This window comes from Thiolinea disciformis DSM 14473, from assembly GCF_000371925.1.
In the GTDB taxonomy this organism is placed as follows: Bacteria; Pseudomonadota; Gammaproteobacteria; order Thiotrichales; family Thiotrichaceae; genus Thiolinea; species Thiolinea disciformis.
Genome location: NZ_AQVE01000006.1, coordinates 76,554 through 95,646, shown reverse-complemented (window position 1 = coordinate 95,646; position 19,093 = coordinate 76,554). Strand labels below are relative to the sequence as shown.

The following is a 19,093-nucleotide window of genomic DNA, read 5'->3' as shown; positions in this document are numbered from 1 at the left end:
GCTATCTCCTTGATTTAAGTTTGATAGTCATATTGCAGAGCGCGTGCCAACTAGATTAAATAATTGATATATAAGATAATTTAGAATGGGGGCATCTTAAGAAATGATATTAGATTTATCTAAATAGTTACTATTTTAACTATCTAGATAATTAAACTTTGCTTAGCATTTGTCGCGCAATATCCAAAGTCACGATATCGCCCATCTTCAAGTCAACAATAAGCGCTGGCGAGACGACACAAAATGGCACGCCAAGCTCGCGGGCCACCAAAGCCGCATGAGACAAACGTCCACCATGCTCAACCATAACCGCGCTCAAATTTTTGAGTTGCGCCACCCAACGATTATCAAAATAAGGCGCAATCAAGATGCTATTTGCAGGAATATCAGCTTGAAATTGGCTGGGCTGAGAAATGATAAACACCGCGCCGCTAACCGTTTTCACGGCGGAGAAACTTTGAAAAAGCACTGCCTCATTATCCACCGGTAATAAGGCATGATCATAGATCGCAAGTGGCGCAAGTCCATGTTGACGCAGCTCGGCTTGTGAGAAATCTTGCTTTTGGTATTCAGACCAGGTGCAAAACACAACAGAACTAGCTTGTTGCGCGATGACGTGTTTGAGTTTGTTTAATTCAAACCAAAAGACCTCGCGTAAAGCCTGGCTCAAACTCAGCCAAGTAGAAGGCAAATGAGGAGGCTCAGGAATAGTTAAGACATTAGGCCACATGAGTTCGTAAACATGCGCCGGTGCTACGACTGCACGCCCTTCCCCCTTCGCCATGAAAGCAGCAAACAACCAATAGGTAAATGCTGTGGATAAGGTTATAAAATCGAATGCCTGTTCCGCTTGCCACGTTTGCAAAAACTGCTCGCTGGCGAGCTTCAGTTTCGGCGCACGCAAACCCTGCCAAAATCCACCGAAACCCGTGAGTTTGAAAAATGCTGCTTCACGCTGCTCATCAATTAACACGGTTCCATCCGGCGCATGGTATAAAAAATCAGCATTTTGCGCCGCAAAACCAAGCTGTTTAAACGTTGCGCGGCTGGCTTGATACAGCGCTTGCAAGAGATCAAATGACAAGGGCGAAATCTTGCCAAGACTTTCGGAAAATGCACTATAAGTCCATGTACCTCGTGGTAAAGGATATTGCCGTAATACTTCCTGTGTCAGGGGTTTTATCGCACCGGTTAAATGCGTTTGTGGGCGCACTTGTACAATAAACATTTGCTGTTTTGTGGAATCGAAAACCCACTCACAATCCACTGGAAACTGAAACGTTTGGCGTAATTGTTGGGCTAGTTGTTGTAGCGCTTCTCTTAAAAACGCCCATTGCGTCGGCAGTTGCAAAGGATCTCTAACAGAAGCTTGCACACTCAACACAGCGGTTTCAGCGTGACCTTCTACAGCGGCTTGGGCGCTTTGTGCACAATCGACTTGAAAATACTCACTGAAAAACCCCCAAGGTGTGAATAAAACCCCGCCAACTGCAGGTGTAATATAGCGCTGCACCATGAGCTGCGGTGCCAAGGCATATCCTAAGTTCTGCAAAATATACTGATTCTTTTCCCATGCCTGCTGAATAGTGTGCGCTAATTGATTAAGCGGAACAGGCTCTGAACTCCAGAAATGCCCCGCTAAGGAATGCTGAGCACTATCCTCGGTGGCATTCGCACTGCGCACAATCAACAATGCATCTTTTGCAAAACCTTGTGCGAATGCTGTCAGCTCTTGCGTAGTGGGATAATGCTCCAAAAAAACAGTACGCGGCACATTCAAACCAGCGTCTTCAGCTTGTTTTAGATAAGCATATTTCGGGGGAAAACTAGACATTTTAGTTCTTCAAAAAAGAGCCGGTAACATCATAAGCGCCTAAGAAATTAAGTTTTTTCTGCTGTAGCAGATAAGCCATATTTTGCACATGAAAACAGCCAGCATAAGTACGACATACTAGAATCACGGGTTGGTCTTTTACCTTTTGCAACATTGCCTCAATATCGGGGGTAGTGGAGACTTCCAAGGGTAATTGCTGGATGTTTGCGAAATTTTTTACAGGTATGCCATCGCTATCCAATTGCAACAAAGCAGCCTTTGATTTTTGCACATCCGCTTTTTTGAGGAGCTTGAAATTAGACTTTTCATAGCTGTAATTGGGATTGCCCTCATAAGGTAATTTAGCTTTTTCCCACGCGCCCAACCCTCCTTGCATATAGGCCAGATTCGTATAGCCCGCTTGCTTCAAGAAATGAGTTGCCAAATAACCGCGCAAACCAGAATGGCATAGCACAATAATTAATTTATCTTTCGGCAAATCGTTGGGTATTGCACCATAAATCAAATCTGCATAACGTACAGCGCGCTGATAGCCAATATTAAAGCGTGCCAATTCATAAGGCTCACGCGTGTCAAGGAAATACAGTTGTTCAGGCTGCTGCTTACGCAAATCGAATAAAGTTTTGGGCGAAAAAGATTGAATATCAACCAAATCAGGCATCGCTAAATGTTTAGCCGCACGCGCCTTGGCTAATTCCGCACGCATTTCTTTAATAGTTTTTAATTTCCAGTCACGCACGAATTTATCGGTTTCGCGCTGAATGACTTGCTCAATCGTGAGCATTTCACCTGTTGGTAAAGTGGGCTTGGTTTTAGTGTCTGCATTCGCCTCATGCAAATAGATCCAACTGACAACCCCTATCAACACCACAAAACTAATGCCAAATCCTATTAATAATTTGCGCCGACTCCAGCCCTTTTGCACAAAATAATGTTGTACCGCCAAAAACCCAGCCGCAGCAAAAGCCGTTATCGTACCTAATACCTGCAATAAGGATTGCCAGATTGACATCAGCACATCAGGCGGCGGAATGGCATAAGCAGATGAACTGATTAAGCATAAAATGATAACTTTCAGGTAGTGATGCTTAACTAGCTGGCTAAGAGCGTGCATACTCAATTCCTTCTCCATGGGTGTTTTATAATGACTCTGACTCAGGTTTTATGAAAACTATCCTTTATTTTGAAAAATTCGCTAATCGTAATAGCGCTAGCCTTACGCCTATAAGGTGGCCCATCAATCGCCAACCGCAACAATCGCTAAAGCAAGCTTTTTAAAGCAAACAGGAACATGTATGCGCTTGAACATAATAGTTTATTCTTTGTTTCTATCTAGTCTGTTTAGTGCTAGTGCCTTCGCTCGACCAGCACCACCGCCACCCCCGATTAAAAATCTGGAGATCACGGGGCAGGCTACCCAAGCCGGTAAACCAGTGGCTGGTGTCACTGTTAAAGCACATTTTTATAATTGCGATACCCAAGTACAAGCGACTACTGTTTCGAATCAAGCCGGTTATTATCGCTTGGTGATTCCAAGCTATCCTCGCACCATTTTAACCATGCGTGCGACCACCCCTGAAGAGAAAGCTGCCCGACGCAAACTCACTGCGGATAACTATACGATTAATCGACCCTTGTTTATGGTCAGACCTATCCCCATTTTCGTGAGCGCCACTAAGGCCAAGTCTGCTCAGCATTGTGTCAAAGCCGTCAACGGCGGTTTAGACGCACCTGCCAAGAATCGTTTTAATGTGTCATTACCGAGCAACTTTGCACCAGTAACCCCCAACCCCATAACACCAAAACCCCCGACACCCAACCGTGAACAACAACAATGCCAAGTGCAAGGCGGTAAATGGGAAAGGATTAGCCGTGGTGTCATTGGCTGTAATCTAACCTATAAAGATGGGGGTAGGCTTTGTACCGATTCCAAACAATGCGCTAGTGGAGTGTGCTTGGCAAAAGACCGAAATCTACGGGCAACGGAAGGACAGTGTGCAAACAATACTTTCAGCATCCTCAATAATTGCAATGGAGAACTAAAGCGCGGTCGTTGGTCTTCGCGCCCTTGTCCCTAATACAAAAAGCTTAGCGTCTTCGGGTAAAATCAATCGAATACGCGCTATGCTATAAACTGACCTATTACCACCACTGTTTTAGCCAAGGAGAAGCTATGGCTTCGTTTACAGTATCACGCCACCAATTTCCCAGCGATTTCGAATTTGGGGTTGCCACGGCCGCTTACCAAATTGAAGGCAGTCGTTATGGTCATGCAGGTCTCAGCCATTGGGATACTTTCGCGGCCACCCCGAATAATGTGCTTAATGGTGATGATGGTAGTATCGCCTGTGATCATTATCATCGCTGGCCGGAAGATCTCGATTTAATTCAAGAAGGCGGTTTTAATAGCTATCGCTTCTCTACGTCATGGGCGCGTATTCAACCCGAAGGCAAAGGCAGTATCAATCAGCAAGGTTTAGATTTCTATGAGCGCTTAGTGGATGGCTTGCTGACCCGAAATCTTAAGCCTTACCTCACGCTTTACCATTGGGACTTACCGGCTGCATTCAGCAATCTAGGCGGCTGGCGTAATCCAGATATCGTGCATTGGTTTAGCGATTACAGCCAAATCGTGATGAATCGTTTGGGGGATCGCATTGCAGCGACAGCAACCTTTAATGAACCTTGGTGCATTACGTGGTTGAGCCATTTTCTTGGCATACACGCGCCAGGCTTACGCGATATTCAAGCCACGACAATGAGCATCCATAATCTCTTGCGCGCGCATGGGACAGCTTTACAAGCCTTAAGAGCTGATGGTCACAACAACTTAGGCATTGTCTTAAACTTCGATTATGCGCAAGCCGCCGATGAAAGCGAGGCGAACCGCAAGGCAGCAGATTTATATGATGCAATTTTCAATCGCTTATTCATTCAAGCGCTAACGCAAAAATCTTATCCAACGGTATTGCTGGCGCACTTGGAGCGCTATTTACCGAAAAACTATCAGCAGGACTTTGACACCATCGCGCAACCCCTCGATTGGCTGGGAGTAAATTATTATACACGCCATGTGTTGGAAGCTGCGCCAAATGCCCTATTTCCTGCCTATCAGGACGCGCAAGGCCATTTACCCAAAACGGATATGGGCTGGGAGATTTATCCAGAAGGGATTTATCATTTCCTAACTTGGTTACATCAAAACTACACCGCTCAAACGCCGCTTTATATTACTGAAAACGGCATGGCCGCCCCTGATAAGGTTTGGGAGCAAGGCGTGGTGCAAGACCTCGATCGCATTCACTACATCGACGCGCATTTGCAGCAAGTAAACCGCGCCATCGAACAAGGCGCGCCCGTGAAAGGCTATTTTTCATGGTCATTGATGGATAATTTTGAATGGGCGGCAGGCTATGCGAAACGCTTTGGTTTGGTGCATGTGGATTATGAAACTTTAAAGCGCACGCCGAAAGCCTCATGGTATGAGTTTAAGCAGTTCTTAAGTGTGTGAATAGGCTCACGCCTAAGAATAGTGGTGAGGAGAGAACTGCTTCGACTTTAAATGCCTCTTCCCCACTAGAATTAGACTCCTATTTAATTGTTAAGTGTTTCAAACTTAAGACAGGCTAAATCATGACTATAGATATTGACAGAAACATTTGGCTGGCGCTTCCCATGGAATCTAACGCCAGTGAACAGCACTGGCATGACGGTCATGGTGTCTCATTAGTCCTAAATCATCTTGGCTTTGACCACGATCTTTATTCGCGACTAAGCGATGAAATGGCGGTACGTACTTACTATCGCAATCAATTTGCACTTCAACAGATGGGTATTGTGGAATGTGACGTTTTAGAGAAAGCAGGTACAAAATTGGTAAGAGTTGTAGGTAAAGTTATGAATCCAGCTAGACCGGGCATGATTTATATAGCATCGCTAGCCATCCCATTAAGGGATAAGTCCTTTGTGTTTACGCTACATGCTCAGGAAGGCAAGCTAACTGGTCTCAGAGACAACGTGATACTCAATCGGCTTCTATCACAGGGACAGATTACGTTCGATCCAAAAACTGAAAGCCTAAAGGCTTGGGCGCAAGATCCTTATTTCGCCACCTATCAAGGGCCTTGCTTACGCAATCTTTCTGAAGACAAGCAATATGATCAGGAGTTTCCAGATCATCCGCTAAGCAAGGTTCGTTTTCGTGTTGATGAGCTACTCAAGTTTATTGAATTGCCTAGCGGCTCAACGCGAGTGAAAAAACCTTGGTGGAAATTGTAGTCTCTCACTTTATGCCAGTTATACACTTTACACAGAGCGAGTAATCCCACCATCAATACGCCAGTTTTGCCCTGTGATATAAGCAGCTTTATCCGAGGCCAAGAAGGCAATTAAATCCGCAACCTCTTGTACACTGCCATAACGCTTTAAAGGAATGCGGTTTTCGATTTCAGGCTTAGCGGCAAAACTATCAATAAAGCCGGGAAGCACATTATTCATGCGGATATTATCAGCGGCATATTGGTCGGAAAATAATTTAGTAAACGACGCCAAACCGGCACGAAATACTGCTGACGTCGGAAATGCCGCATCTGGCTCAAAAGCAGCAAAAGAGGAAATGTTGATAATCACACCTGATTTTTGCTGCTGCATAATGGGTGCAACTAGACGAGTGGGACGCACTACATTCAGGAAATAAGTGCTCATGCCCTGTTGCCAATCTTCATCAGTCAACGAAAGAATTGGCCCGCGCGGCCCATGCCCCGCACTATTCACCAATACATCAATCCGCCCCCATTGCTGCATAACCGTATCTACCAAACGCTGCAAATCAGCATTGGATTGATTAGAACCCGTTACCCCAACACCCCCCAATTGCTTAGCTAAAGCCTCGCCTTTGCCGGAATGCGACAAAATCGCGACCTTAAAACCCTCTTTACTTAATTGCTGTGCAGCGGCTGCACCCATACCGCTGCCTGCAGCGGTAATGATGGCAACTTTTTCGTTAGTCATTATCTTTTAAATCCTTGGCAAAAATAAACGCCAGCAACTACATGGGCATATCGCTATTCAGCTCCGCTTGGCGCAATAAACTTTGTAGAATATCTTTGTGGCAAATCACACCCACCACCTCACCTGCTTGTGTCACTAATAAAGGCTTATCATTATTTTGGCAGATCTCCACTACATCTTTCATCCACACATCATAATCGACCGCGTGAAGATCATGCGCCTGTCCTTGATGATGCAAGGTGCTCACTTTGCCCTGCGCGTCTAGGCTTAAAGTCCAACCGCTATCCAACACCAACTGATTTTGCTCGCGCGTGAATTGCGCCAAGGGGCGCATTAAGACACCGGCATATAAAACATTCAGTGGATTAATATTCGCGACAAAGCGCCGCACATATTCATTGGCAGGTTTAAAGATAATATCGCGTGCTGAGCCTGCTTGAATAATTCGTCCACCTTCCATAATTACAATCTGATTTCCTAGCTTCAGTGCCTCATTCAAATCATGGCTCACAAAAATAATGGTACGTTTTAAACTTTTTTGTAGCTCCAACAGCTCATCTTGTAAGCGATCACGGATAAGGGGATCGAGTGCTGAAAATGGCTCGTCCATTAATAAAATATCTGCATCTGTGGCAAAAGCCCGCGCCAAGCCCACCCGTTGCTGCATCCCTCCTGACAATTCATCAACCTTTTTATCGGCCCAATCCGAAAGATTCACTAAGGCCAATTTCTCATCGGTAATCCGCTTTATTTCTTCTTTAGGTATACCCTTAACATCGAGGCCAAACCCTACATTTTCACGCACGCTACACCAAGGTAATAAGCCAAATTGCTGAAAAACCATGGCAATTCGATCACGACGCAACTCCAAAAGCTGGCTTTCAGATATTTTCGCCATATCTACAAAACCGCCTTTATGCGCAATCAATAATTCGCCGCGTGACACTTTATTTAAGCCATTGACACAGCGCAGCAGCGAGGATTTGCCTGAACCGGATAAGCCCATCAATACACAAATCGTGCCCTCTTCTACCGCTAAACTAGCATCAGCCACCCCTAAGACTGCACCCGTTTTGGCGAGGATTTCATTACGTGTTTTGCCTTGATCTAGCAACTCGAAAGACTGTTTGGAGGCTTTGCCAAACATGACATCGACGTGTCGAAACTCTACGGCTGCCATATTTTAGACTCCTACAGCGGGTTTGCTAGGTTGTTTAAAAATGCGATCTAATAAAATCGCTAAAATCACAATCGCCAAACCTGCCTCAAAACCTTTTTCAATATTAACCGTGTTCAACGCACGCACCACAGGCTTACCTAAACCATCCGCTCCCACCAGTGCAGCAATCACCACCATTGACAAAGAGAGCATGATACATTGGGTCAGACCTGCCATGATGGTTGGCATCGCATGGGGCAATTCAATACGCCACAATAATTGACGCGGCGAACAACCAAAGGATTTTCCTGCCTCAATCAACGTCAGAGGCACATTGGAGACGCCCAACCACGTTAAGCGAACTGGTGCAGCCAATGCGAAAATAATGGTAGAGATGAGCCCTGGCACTACGCCTAAACCAAATAAAATCAAGGTGGGAATCAGATACACAAAGGTCGGAATAGTCTGCATCAAATCCAGAATAGGACGCAAAATCGTATACAGCCAAGGTCGGTGTGCCGCTGCAATACCGAGCGGTACACCGATTAGCATACAGAAAAAGGTAGCATATATGACCAGCACCAAGGTCTCGATGGTCTCTTGCCAATAGCCCATATTCACTATTAATAAGAGCGATAAGACCACAAAAACGACTAAACCTTTACTGCGATGTAACCACCACGCCAAACCTGCCACCAAAGCAATGAGTAACCAAGCGGGAATCATTAATAAGGCCTTGGTCGTTCCATTCAGGATGGTTTCCAGTACCAGCGACAAGGCATCAAAAAAACCGGAGGCATACTGGTTTAAATAATCGACACCTTTGCCTAGCCATTTGCCGATGGGCAGTTTATGTTCAGTGAGCCAGTCCATATCACGCTACCCTCTCATTTAGTTAGACAATGCTTGCTTAACAGCCTCCAGCGCATCCTTACCGTCTTTTGTGGTGACCCCTTCCAACCAAGGTTTCATGGCATCTGCATTGCTTTTTAACCATGCTTTTGCTGCATCATTGGCGTCTTGTTTATCATTTAAAATCGCCCCCATGATCTGGTTTTCCATCGGCAGGGTAAACTTCAGGTTACTAATGAATTTGCCAACATTGGGGCACTCACTCACATAGCCAGCACGTACATTGGTATAGATCGTTGCACCACCTAAATTGGGGCCGAATACCTCATCACCACCTTCCAAATACACCAGCTCAAACTTGGTATTCATCGGATGGGGTTCCCAACCTAAAAACAGCACACCCTCTTTACGCTTCGTGGCACGCTCCACTTGCGCTAACATACCTTGTTCGGAGGATTCGACCAGTTTGAATGACTTCAGCCCAAATTTGTCCCCATCAATCATGCCTTGAATTAAACGATTGCCATCATTGCCCGGCTCAATGCCATAGATTTCACCGCTTAATTTATCTTTGAATTTGATAATATCATCAAAGGTTTTTAAGCCTTCATCGGCAAGGTATTTAGGAACCGCTAAGGTATATTTAGCACCCTCTAAATTGACACCTAAAGATTCGACCGTTTTGTCATCGAGATAAGGTTGCACATCCGCCTTCATGGTCGGCATCCAGTTTCCTAAAAACACATCAATGTCTTTATTTTTTAAACTGGCATAGGTCACAGGCACAGACAGGACTTGTGAGCTAGGTTCATAACCTAAGGCTTTCAAAATAGTGGAGGCCAAGGCGGTCGTGGCAGTAATATCCGTCCAACCCACATCGGCAAAACGTACTTTAGTGCAAGATTCTGGCTCAGCCGCTTGCACACTCATGCCCCACAGAGCCGTACTTAAGACTACGGCCATCGATAATTTTTTTAAGTTCAACATGATTCTCTCCTCCAAGATACTCTTCATTAATCCTGCTAGCACAGGAAGTTTTTAAAGCCCTAATCCATGACTAACGCTGACTCGTCAGATAGTTAGGATTAATCCAAACCGGCGCATTCGCTTTCGCCAAGGCAGTATGACCTAAAATCAAATCAGCCGCTTTCTCCGCCACCATTATCGTTGGCGCATTCAGGTTTCCATTGGTCAGTGTCGGGAAAATTGACGAATCAACCACGCGCAATTGCGCTATACCGCGTACCTTGCACTCAGGATCGACAACCGCCAAGGCGTCATCTGTCGCACCCATGCGACAACTGCCAGCCGGATGATAAGCACTTTCGACATGACTACGCACCCAAGCATCAATTTCAGCATCCGTTTGCACTTTATCGCTTGGTTGAATTTCATCCATATAATAGTCAGCCAGCGCAGGCTGCTTTAAGATTTCACGGGTCAAACGAATGCAAGCCCGCCAATCCACGCGATCTTGTTTATCCTGAAGGTAATTAAATAAGATTCTGGGCGCTTGCTTAGGATCATGGGATCGAACATGCACAAAACCACGGCTTTTCGGCTTATTAGGGCCTACATGAACTTGGAAGCCGTGCCCTTCAAATGCCGCTTTTCCGTCATAGCGCATTGCGGCTGGCAAAAAATGGTACTGAATATCAGGCCATTCCAAACCCGCGCGCGAACGAATAAAGGCACAGGATTCAAAATGGTTCGTTGCCCCTAAACCATCTTTGAACAATAACCAACGCGCTCCGATTAACCCCTTATGAAACCAATCTAATTGGCTATTCAAGGTAATCGGTTGCGAGCAGCGAATTTGAAAATAAACCTCAATATGATCTTGAAGATTTTCCCCGACACCTTCTAAAGCATGTGCCACTTTAATACCAGCTTGACTAAGCGCTTCAGCTTTGCCGATGCCTGAGCGCTCCAAGATAGTGGGTGAGCCAATAGAACCGGCTGCCATAATCACTTCGGCATTACAATAAACCTGCTCTAATTGCCCCGCGATTTCGTATTCAATGCCAATAGCCTTGCGCTTTTCTAACATTACCTTGTGCACCAAAACACCGGTTTTCACGCTCAGATTCGGACGCTCCAACGCGGGTTTTAAATAAGCCAAACTGGTCGAACAACGTACTCCATTTTTCACAGTCATCTGCATCGGGCCAAAGCCTTCTTGCTGATAACCATTCACATCTTTACTTTCGGGGTAACCTGCATTGATCCCAGCATCGATAAACGCACGATACAAGGGATTGAGGCGCATATTATTACCGCCACAGGTGTATAAAGGCCCCTCAGCCCCACGATAAGCATCTGCACCGTCCTGCCATGTTTCAGCACGCCGAAAATACGGTAGACAATCTTGATAAGACCATGATTTCGCCCCTAAACTTTCCCACTCATCGAAATCCCGCGCATGACCACGCACATACACCATGCCATTAATCGAGGAGCCGCCACCCAATACTTTACCGCGCGGACAATGCAAGGAGCGCCCATCCAGTCCTGGTTCACGCTCAGTATGAAACTGCCACGCAAAACGCTCCATACTCATCGGATAAGAGAGTGCTGTCGGCATTTGGATAAAGATATGTTTATCGCTACCGCCCATTTCTAAGAGCAGCACCTTATACTCACCGCTTTCGGTCAAACGATTAGCTAAGACACAGCCCGCCGAGCCAGCACCAACGATAATATAATCATAATGAGCTTTATTCATAAGGACTCACCAACTCACCTAACTCCACATAGACCGCTTTGGTTTGGGTGTATTGATAGAAGCTTTCTATGCCATTTTCGCGCCCAATCCCCGACTCTTTATAGCCCCCCACTGGCATCTCTGCTGGCGAAGCGCCCCAAGTATTCATCCAACAAATACCGGCTTGAAGTTGGTTAATGACCCGATGCGCACGGCTTAAATCTTGGGTAAATACACCCGCAGCCAAACCATAGGGCGTGTTATTAGCGCGCTGTATAACCTCTTCTTCGCTGGTAAAACGTAAGACTGACATGACCGGCCCAAAGATTTCATCCGTGACTTGGATCATGTCATCTTGGCAATCAATAAAAACGGTAGGTTCTACAAAATTGCCACGCTCTAAACCTGCTCCACTCGCACGTTTTCCACCACACAAAAGCTTAGCGCCAGACTGCTTACCCGCTTCAATATACGACAGTACTTTTTCCAAATGCTGCTTAGAAACTAGCGCTCCCACCTGAGTCGTGAGATCAAGGGGGTCACCGATACGCAACTTGCTGGTGCGTTCTTTGAGACGCTCGCAAAACGCCTCATAAATCGCATCCTGCACAAACACGCGCGTACCGTGGGTACAAACTTCCCCTTGCGTATAAAAATTGGCAAGCATTGCGCCCGAGACCGCGCGTTCCAACGGACAATCATCAAAAATAATTAAAGGTGATTTTCCACCTAATTCCATGGTCACTGACTTTAAAGTACCCGCGCAGGCGCTCATGACCTTTTTGCCCGTGCCGGATTCACCCGTGAAAGAGACTTTAGCAATTTCAGGGTGTCCGGTGAGCATTTGCCCGACTTTGGCATCCCCTTGTACAACATTAAATACACCCTGCGGCAAACCGGCTTCAGTATAAATCTCGGCCAGTTTCATCACCGACAAGGGTGTTTCTTCGGAAGGCTTAAAAATCATTGCATTACCGGCTGCTAAGGCTGGGGCAGACTTCCAGCAGGCAATTTGAATCGGATAATTCCACGCGCCAATCCCTGCACAAACCCCCAGTGGTTCACGGCGAGTAAAATAAAATTGTTGAGGGTTTAAGGTTTGATAGACGCCCTGCAAAGCAGCCGCTAAACCTGCATAGTACTCAATGACCTCCGCGCCCGTAATAATATCGACCGCCATCGCTTCTTGTAATGGCTTGCCGGTATCCTGCACTTCCAAGCGAGCCAACGCCTCATTACGTTCACGTAATAATTGCGCTGCTTTTAATAAGATTTTGCCACGTGCAGCACCACTCATCGCTGCCCATTCCGCTTGGCCTTGCTTGGCCGATTCAATAGCAGCATTAACATCATCTAAGCTGGCTTGTTGAATCTCAGCCAACACCTCACCATTCGCAGGATTATTGCTGAGAAAGGTTTTACCAGAGTTTGCGTCACGATATTGTCCATGAATATAGGGTTTAATCAGCATGGAAGATCATCCTGTACAGGAGCGGAAAGGGTTTGATAATGATGATGCAAGACAAATAATTCAGCCGGTAATTGCAGACGCAAATAGTCGTCAATCAAGGCTTTAGCCGGTTCGACATTAATGCCGCCCTCACTGAGTGCACCACGCAACCAAATACCATCAATTAAGGCAGCAATGCCTTGTGCCACTAAAGCAGCTTGGTGAGGCGGGAGAATTTTATTTAGCTCAAAACGTAAATTGGAAAGTAGACGCCGTTCATTGACGCGCTGCAAACGCGCCAAGGCTGGCTGGTGCATCGACTGCGCCCAAAATGCTAGCCATGTTTTGGTAACCGCAGCATTGGTTTGGGAAGGACTAAAGTTGCCACCGACAATGGCTTTGATACGACCTATGACATCATCAGGATGATAAGATTGCAGTTGCTCCCTTACCTCTTGCCCAAGCTTCACTAGGATACTGCGCATGGTGGCTTTCAGCAGATCATCTTTACTACCGAAGTAATGGTTAATGATCGCCGGTGTTACCCCTGCCAATTGGCTAATGACTTGCACATTGGCCTTGGTCAATCCCACTGTTTCGATCGCACAGAGCGTTGCTTCAATGAGTTGGGGCTTACGGATTTCAGCCATACCTAGTTTAGGCATTAGCACATCCTTTCATTAAAGGGCTGTTTAATTAAATAGTAATTTAATTAAAAAGCTAAGCCAAAACAAACACTTTCTTATAAAAAAAGAGAAAAACTAATAATTTTTCTCTTTCTAATGTACTTTTCTTTGCTTAAGTCATTGAAATAATTAACGATATTCTTCCGAAGCTTTAACGAGCGCATTCCAGAAATGCTGTGCAAACGACCAGCGCACCATTAACCTTAAACTCTCTTCTTCCACGCGATACACAATCACGCCCGACTTGGCTGCAATCGTTGAAACCACTTTTCCCAACGGGAGTTGGCCACGTAAATCGTAAAGTGCCAGCTTACTCAAGACCTCATAGCGTTGTGTACCCGAAATGTGCAAAAAGCTATAGCCACCCGAATTATCCACCACAGCGGCAAACACGCCTTGTAAGGCTTCCTTAGCCGCTTTTATGAACGCATCTTTCTGAGCCAAGGGCAAAGTAATGCCATATTCGCTTGGGCCAATCCACTTCACTAAGTGTGAATCCAAAGAGCCTGTCATCGTTAAAGGCTCAGGCACACTAATATCTAGCTTTGCCAAAGCATGCGCTGCACCTTCAGTGTTGGCATCGACTCGCAAGACCACATAGCCATAATCACGCAGCTCTTGTACTTTGAAAGCAGCACTATTTAAGCGATTAAAATCCTGCTGCTCTAAAGCAGTGGCAAATTGAGGTTCAAACTTCGCCATCAAGCTTCTCCTTGGCTGTGTCATAGAACACACTATCCGCAATTGTTACCGGAATGGTTTCGCCCCCTACGGTTTTGGCATAAATCGTATTGCCCATCCGACTCAAGCCAGCTTTGACCACCGCCATTGCAATAGAACGCCCCAAGATTGGACTTAAATAGCTTGAGGTGACATGACCGATCATCGCCTTATCCTCTATCGCATTGACTAACTGCGTGCCTTCTGGCAAAACTTTTTGCGCATCGTGCGGAAGCAAACCCACCAACTGCTTACGGTCGGTACGCACGGTATCACTGCGCGTCAAAGCACGCTGACCCAAGAAAGGATAAGGTTTAGTGAGACTGACTGCCCAGCCCATATTCGCATCATAAGGCGATAGAGAACCATCGGTATCCTGTCCCACAATGATATAGCCTTTCTCTGCGCGTAAAACGTGCATGGTTTCGGTGCCATACGGGGTAATATCAAATTCCTTACCCGCCTCCATAACTTGTTCCCAGATATAGCGCCCGTAATTGGCAGGCACATTAATCTCATAGGACAATTCACCCGAGAAACTAATCCGCATGACACGGGCTGGAACACCAGCCACCGTTCCTTCACGCCAATCCATAAATGGAAAAGCTTTGGCATTGAAATCAATATCACTACACAGTTTTTCAATCACACGCCGTGCTTTAGGCCCCACAATCGCCGTGGTTGACCAATGATCGGTGACGCTGGTGAGATACACTTTCAACGCTGGCCACTCGGTTTGTAGCCATGTTTCCAAATGGTTATAAATACGTGCTGCGCCACCGGTAGTGGTCGTCATCACAAAATGCGTGTCCGAAAGGCAAGCGGTCACGCCATCATCGATGATCATGCCATTTTCGTCACACATCACCCCATAACGGCATTTACCGGGCGCTAATTTCGCCCATGCGTTGGTATAAACGCGCGCCAAAAACTCACGTACATCAGGGCCTTGAATATCAATCTTGCCCAAAGTCGACGCATCCATGACGCCGACGCTGTTACGCACAGCTAAGCATTCGCGCTGTACCGCCGTGTGCAAATCCTCAGCGCTTTGCGCATCATAGAGATGCTCGATAGCTTTAGGAAAATACCAAGGGCGCATCCACTGCCCTACTACCTCAAATTCAGCCCCACGTGCTACATGCGAGGCATGGATCGGAGTAAAGCGTTGTGGATCAAACAATAAGCCTACTTCTTCGCCCGCCAAAGCACCCATGGTTACAGGCGTATACATCGGGCGGAAAGTAGTCGTGCCGACTTCAGGAATCGAGCGATTCAGTAATTGTGCCGCTAAAGCAATTCCCAACACATTACCGATTTTGCCTTGGTCGGTACCAAAACCCATGGCGGTATAACGCTTGATATGCTCAATCGAGCGATAATTTTCCCGAATCGCCAGCTCAATATCGGAAGCCTTCACATCGTTTTGCATATCGATGAAAATCTTATTGCGCTGGTGAGTAGGACAGAAGAAAGGGGCTACATTCAACAGCTTTAACTCAGGTTTAACCGTGGTCGGTGCAACACTTTTCTCTAAACGGCCTAGGATTTGGTGCGCCGCATAAGCACCATCTTGTACACAAGCCTGCCAATCACTGTGCCCGTTTACACTCCCTGCGCTTATACGTGCTGGCTTGTCGCAAGCTGGTAAAAATGCTTGTAATGCATTGGAAAAGAGAGGCTTAGAGCCGGTGTGACAATCCAAATGTACCAAAGGATTAAAGCCGCCCGAGGTCGCAACCACATCACAATCCAAGGTTTCAGTAGCAGCACTAGCGGACCACAGCTTGCCATCATAATAGACTTTAGCAATCGACACTTGCTCCACGCGATTCGAACCCGACGCCTTCAAAATCGTATAACCTTGTCGCACATCGATACCGGCGGCTATTAAGCGGCTAGCGTCATACCCCACACGCATATCCAAGACTACTGGCTTTACCCCAGCGCGTTTTACTAAATCTTCGGCTAAGGCATAAATGCTATCGTTATTGCCCGCCAAGACGGGTTTGTCACCGCAGAGCACCGCAAATTCATTCAAATAGCGGCGCATGGCCGACGCCATCAACACACCCGGCAAATCATTATTCGCAAATAATAACGGACGCTCGTGACTGCCAGTTGCCAAAATAACTTGTTTGGCACGTACGCGATGTTGGCGCTGGCGTGATTGTTTTTCATTACGCTGTTTTAAACTCACATGATCTTGACGCCGCTCAATCACTAAGAGCAAATTAAAATCATGCAAAGCAAAGGCAGTACTGCGCTTTAAAATACGCACATTCGGCATTTGCTCTAAGGCTTGCTTGGTGCTGCTAAACCACTGCTGCGCTTCTGCACTACTGGCAAATTCGCTACTTAATTCCCCCCCAAGCTCAGCACGTTCATCGATTACTAAGACACTCGCGCCAGACTGAGCCGCTGTTAAAGCAGCACTTAATCCAGCCGCACCACCCCCAACCACCGCAACATCCACAAACTGGTATTGGTGATCATAATGCTCTGCATCCGCCTGCTGGGGCACTTCCGAAAAGCCTGCTAATTGGCGCAAATAGTGCTCATAGTGTGGCCAAAGTTTTTGCGGCCATTTGAAGGTTTTATAATAAAAACCGGCCACCATGAATTTATGAAAAGGCTTTAAAGCGGCACGTAGGTCAAACCTTAAACTGGGGATACCACTGGCTGCCTTGGCATTTAATTGATCATACAGTTCAATCTCAGTAGCACGCGCATTCGGTACTTCATAACCACCCGACTCCAAGGTCACTAAAGCATTTGGCTCTTCTACGCCAGCCGCTAAAATGCCGCGCTTGCGCCCATACTTAAAACTGCGCCCGACGACATCAATCCCATTCGCCAACAAAGCCGAAGCTAGCGTATCACCGGCATAAGCGTAATAGCTTTCACCCTGCCAAGTGAACTGATAGGTTTTGGAACGATCAATACGCTCATGCGCTTGCGGTGCTAAACGCTTCATGCGGCACCCCGCTTGGATTCAAAGGTATAAATCGAGAGGATTTCATAAGTCACATTATTACGTTCCATAACAAAAATCCGCCTGCAACCCGCACTATGCAACCACTGCTCCGTGGTTACACCTTTAATATTTTTGCGTTTAAACAAGTAATCGCCCCACTCTTCATCGCTACACGTTAGCGGTGGACGCTGAATAAACGCTTCACCGGCATAACTAAACTCCTGCTCTTCACGCGCTTCGCCACAATAGGGACAACGAATTAAAAACATAGTGGTTTCACTCCCTTAATAAGCTAGTGCGCAACGCCTGCGGCGCCGTGTTCATCAATTAAAGCGCCAGTCGTAAAGCGTTGAATGTGGAAAGGCGCCGCCAAAGGATGTGGAGTATCATGACCAATGGTTTGGGCAAATACATGGCCTGACCCCGGTGTAGCTTTAAAGCCACCAGTTCCCCAACCACAATTAAAGTACAAACCTTTGACCTCAGGAATCGGACTAATAATTGGACAAGCATCCGGACAGGTATCGACAATCCCGCCCCACTGACGATTCAAACGGGTGCGTGAAAAAATCGGAAATAATTCAATCATTGCCGCTGCACAATGATCAATCAAATGGGGGCTACCGCGTTGGGCATAACCTGTATAGGAGTCAATACCCGCCCCAATCACCAAATCACCCTTATCCGACTGACTCACATAGCCATGTACTGCATTCGACATCACCACGGTATGTAAAACCGGCTTCATCGGTTCAGACACGAACGCTTGTAACGGATGACTTTCCAATGGCAAACGTACATTCGCCATTTTCGCCAACACCGAAGCATGGCCTGCCGGAACACAACCCACTTGATCGGCTTTAATAAAACCACGCGTGGTTTCTACACCATGAATACGCCCACCGCTGACATCCATGCCAATCACTTCGCAGTTTTGCACAATGTCTACCCCTAAACGCGAAGCCGCGCGGGCAAATCCCCAAGCGACTGCATCGTGACGTGCCACACCGCCACGTGCTTGAAAAGATGCCCCCATCACCGGATAACGTACCTGCTTACCGGTTTCGAGAATAGGGATACGTTCTTTTAGCTCAGCGACACTTACCACTTCCGCATCCACACCATTCAATAAATTAGCACTAACGCGCCGCTCAATATCGCGCATATCCTGCAAGGTGTGGCCTAGGTTATACACGCCGCGTTGACTGAACATGACATTGAAATCCAGCTCTTCCGTGAGTCCCTCCCACAATTTGAGCGCGTGCTCATACAATAAGGCCGCTTCATCCCATAAATAATTAGAGCGCACAATGGTGGTATTACGTCCCGTATTCCCGCCACCAATCCAGCCTTTTTCTAATACAGCAATTTTCTTTGTTGGAAAATCGCGCGCTAAATAATAAGCCGTCGCTAAACCATGACCACCGCCGCCGACAATGATCACATCATAAGCCGTTTGCGGTGTTACATCTGGCCAAGTGGGCGTCCAGTCTTGATGACCTTTTAATCCCTCTTTGAGTAAGGCTAGCCAGGAATATTTCATTGCACACTCCAAGAATGTCAATCGCATGAATAAAGTCGCTAGGTTAGAAGTGATTGACTAACCAGTCAATCACTTCGCATCATTATTGCCACACCTTTTGATTCATGCCATTATCGACACTATTCTTTTGCATTGACTAACCAGTCAATCAAAATAAA

General features: G+C 46.5%; 16 protein-coding genes. 3 read left to right on the top strand and 13 right to left on the bottom strand.

Annotated elements, in window-relative coordinates; all coding sequences use genetic code 11:
• Positions 1 to 151: 151 nt before the first annotated feature.
• Positions 152 to 1,834 carry a PEP-utilizing enzyme gene (locus A3IE_RS0106550; RefSeq protein ID WP_020394805.1) on the bottom strand — a complete coding sequence of 561 codons (1,683 nt, stop codon included), beginning with the start codon at positions 1,832 to 1,834 and terminating at the stop codon, positions 152 to 154.
• 1 nt (position 1,835) lies between these two features.
• Entirely contained in the window at positions 1,836 to 2,948 is a 1,113-nt protein-coding gene (locus A3IE_RS20075) for a rhodanese-like domain-containing protein (protein WP_020394804.1), read from the bottom strand.
• Positions 2,949 to 3,129: 181 nt separating this feature from the next.
• Here A3IE_RS20075 and A3IE_RS0106540 point away from each other — a divergent pair, with 181 nt between their 5' ends.
• The 3 genes from A3IE_RS0106540 to A3IE_RS0106530 all read left to right on the top strand — a co-directional run bounded on the left by A3IE_RS0106540 (position 3,130) and on the right by A3IE_RS0106530 (position 6,112).
• Positions 3,130 to 3,912: a carboxypeptidase-like regulatory domain-containing protein gene (locus A3IE_RS0106540; RefSeq protein ID WP_020394803.1), complete on the top strand. Its 783-nt coding sequence runs from the start codon at positions 3,130 to 3,132 to the stop codon at positions 3,910 to 3,912.
• Between the two features lie 95 nt (positions 3,913 to 4,007).
• Positions 4,008 to 5,345, top strand: coding sequence for a GH1 family beta-glucosidase (locus tag A3IE_RS0106535; protein WP_020394802.1), 1,338 nt, complete (start codon positions 4,008 to 4,010; stop codon positions 5,343 to 5,345).
• A gap of 122 nt (positions 5,346 to 5,467) precedes the next feature.
• Positions 5,468 to 6,112 (top strand): hypothetical protein, encoded by a 645-nt coding sequence (locus A3IE_RS0106530; protein WP_020394801.1) that lies wholly within the window; start codon positions 5,468 to 5,470, stop codon positions 6,110 to 6,112.
• Positions 6,113 to 6,139: 27 nt separating this feature from the next.
• Here the strand turns inward: A3IE_RS0106530 and A3IE_RS0106525 are convergent, their stop codons facing one another.
• The 11 genes from A3IE_RS0106525 to A3IE_RS0106475 all read right to left on the bottom strand — a co-directional run bounded on the left by A3IE_RS0106525 (position 6,140) and on the right by A3IE_RS0106475 (position 18,935).
• The gene (locus tag A3IE_RS0106525; protein ID WP_020394800.1) at positions 6,140 to 6,844 is read right to left on the bottom strand and encodes an SDR family oxidoreductase; all 705 of its coding nucleotides are present in this window, start codon (positions 6,842 to 6,844) and stop codon (positions 6,140 to 6,142) included.
• A gap of 37 nt (positions 6,845 to 6,881) precedes the next feature.
• Positions 6,882 to 8,024, bottom strand: coding sequence for a choline ABC transporter ATP-binding protein (gene choV, locus A3IE_RS0106520; RefSeq protein ID WP_020394799.1), 1,143 nt, complete (start codon positions 8,022 to 8,024; stop codon positions 6,882 to 6,884).
• Positions 8,025 to 8,027: 3 nt separating this feature from the next.
• On the bottom strand, positions 8,028 to 8,876 hold the full coding sequence (choW, locus tag A3IE_RS0106515) for a choline ABC transporter permease subunit (RefSeq protein WP_020394798.1): 849 nt from the start codon (positions 8,874 to 8,876) through the stop codon (positions 8,028 to 8,030).
• A gap of 18 nt (positions 8,877 to 8,894) precedes the next feature.
• Positions 8,895 to 9,842 (bottom strand): choline ABC transporter substrate-binding protein, encoded by a 948-nt coding sequence (locus A3IE_RS0106510; protein WP_020394797.1) that lies wholly within the window; start codon positions 9,840 to 9,842, stop codon positions 8,895 to 8,897.
• Between the two features lie 70 nt (positions 9,843 to 9,912).
• On the bottom strand, positions 9,913 to 11,580 hold the full coding sequence (gene betA, locus A3IE_RS0106505; RefSeq protein ID WP_020394796.1) for a choline dehydrogenase: 1,668 nt from the start codon (positions 11,578 to 11,580) through the stop codon (positions 9,913 to 9,915).
• The gene (betB, locus tag A3IE_RS0106500; protein ID WP_020394795.1) at positions 11,573 to 13,030 is read right to left on the bottom strand and encodes a betaine-aldehyde dehydrogenase; all 1,458 of its coding nucleotides are present in this window, start codon (positions 13,028 to 13,030) and stop codon (positions 11,573 to 11,575) included. Before betB ends, betA begins: the two co-directional genes overlap by 8 nt.
• Positions 13,024 to 13,674 carry a transcriptional regulator BetI gene (gene betI / locus A3IE_RS0106495; RefSeq protein WP_020394794.1) on the bottom strand — a complete coding sequence of 217 codons (651 nt, stop codon included), beginning with the start codon at positions 13,672 to 13,674 and terminating at the stop codon, positions 13,024 to 13,026. Before betI ends, betB begins: the two co-directional genes overlap by 7 nt.
• 150 nt (positions 13,675 to 13,824) lie before the next feature.
• Positions 13,825 to 14,397, bottom strand: a complete 573-nt coding sequence (locus A3IE_RS0106490) for a sarcosine oxidase subunit gamma (RefSeq protein ID WP_020394793.1) — start codon at positions 14,395 to 14,397, stop codon at positions 13,825 to 13,827.
• Complete coding sequence (locus A3IE_RS0106485) at positions 14,384 to 17,392, bottom strand: sarcosine oxidase subunit alpha family protein (RefSeq protein WP_020394792.1); 3,009 nt, start codon at positions 17,390 to 17,392, stop codon at positions 14,384 to 14,386. Before A3IE_RS0106485 ends, A3IE_RS0106490 begins: the two co-directional genes overlap by 14 nt.
• Positions 17,389 to 17,661 (bottom strand): sarcosine oxidase subunit delta, encoded by a 273-nt coding sequence (locus A3IE_RS0106480; RefSeq protein WP_020394791.1) that lies wholly within the window; start codon positions 17,659 to 17,661, stop codon positions 17,389 to 17,391. The genes A3IE_RS0106485 and A3IE_RS0106480 overlap by 4 nt, the downstream gene beginning before the upstream one ends.
• Before the next feature lie 23 nt (positions 17,662 to 17,684).
• Positions 17,685 to 18,935: a sarcosine oxidase subunit beta family protein gene (locus tag A3IE_RS0106475; RefSeq protein WP_020394790.1), complete on the bottom strand. Its 1,251-nt coding sequence runs from the start codon at positions 18,933 to 18,935 to the stop codon at positions 17,685 to 17,687.
• Positions 18,936 to 19,093: the final 158 nt, after the last annotated feature.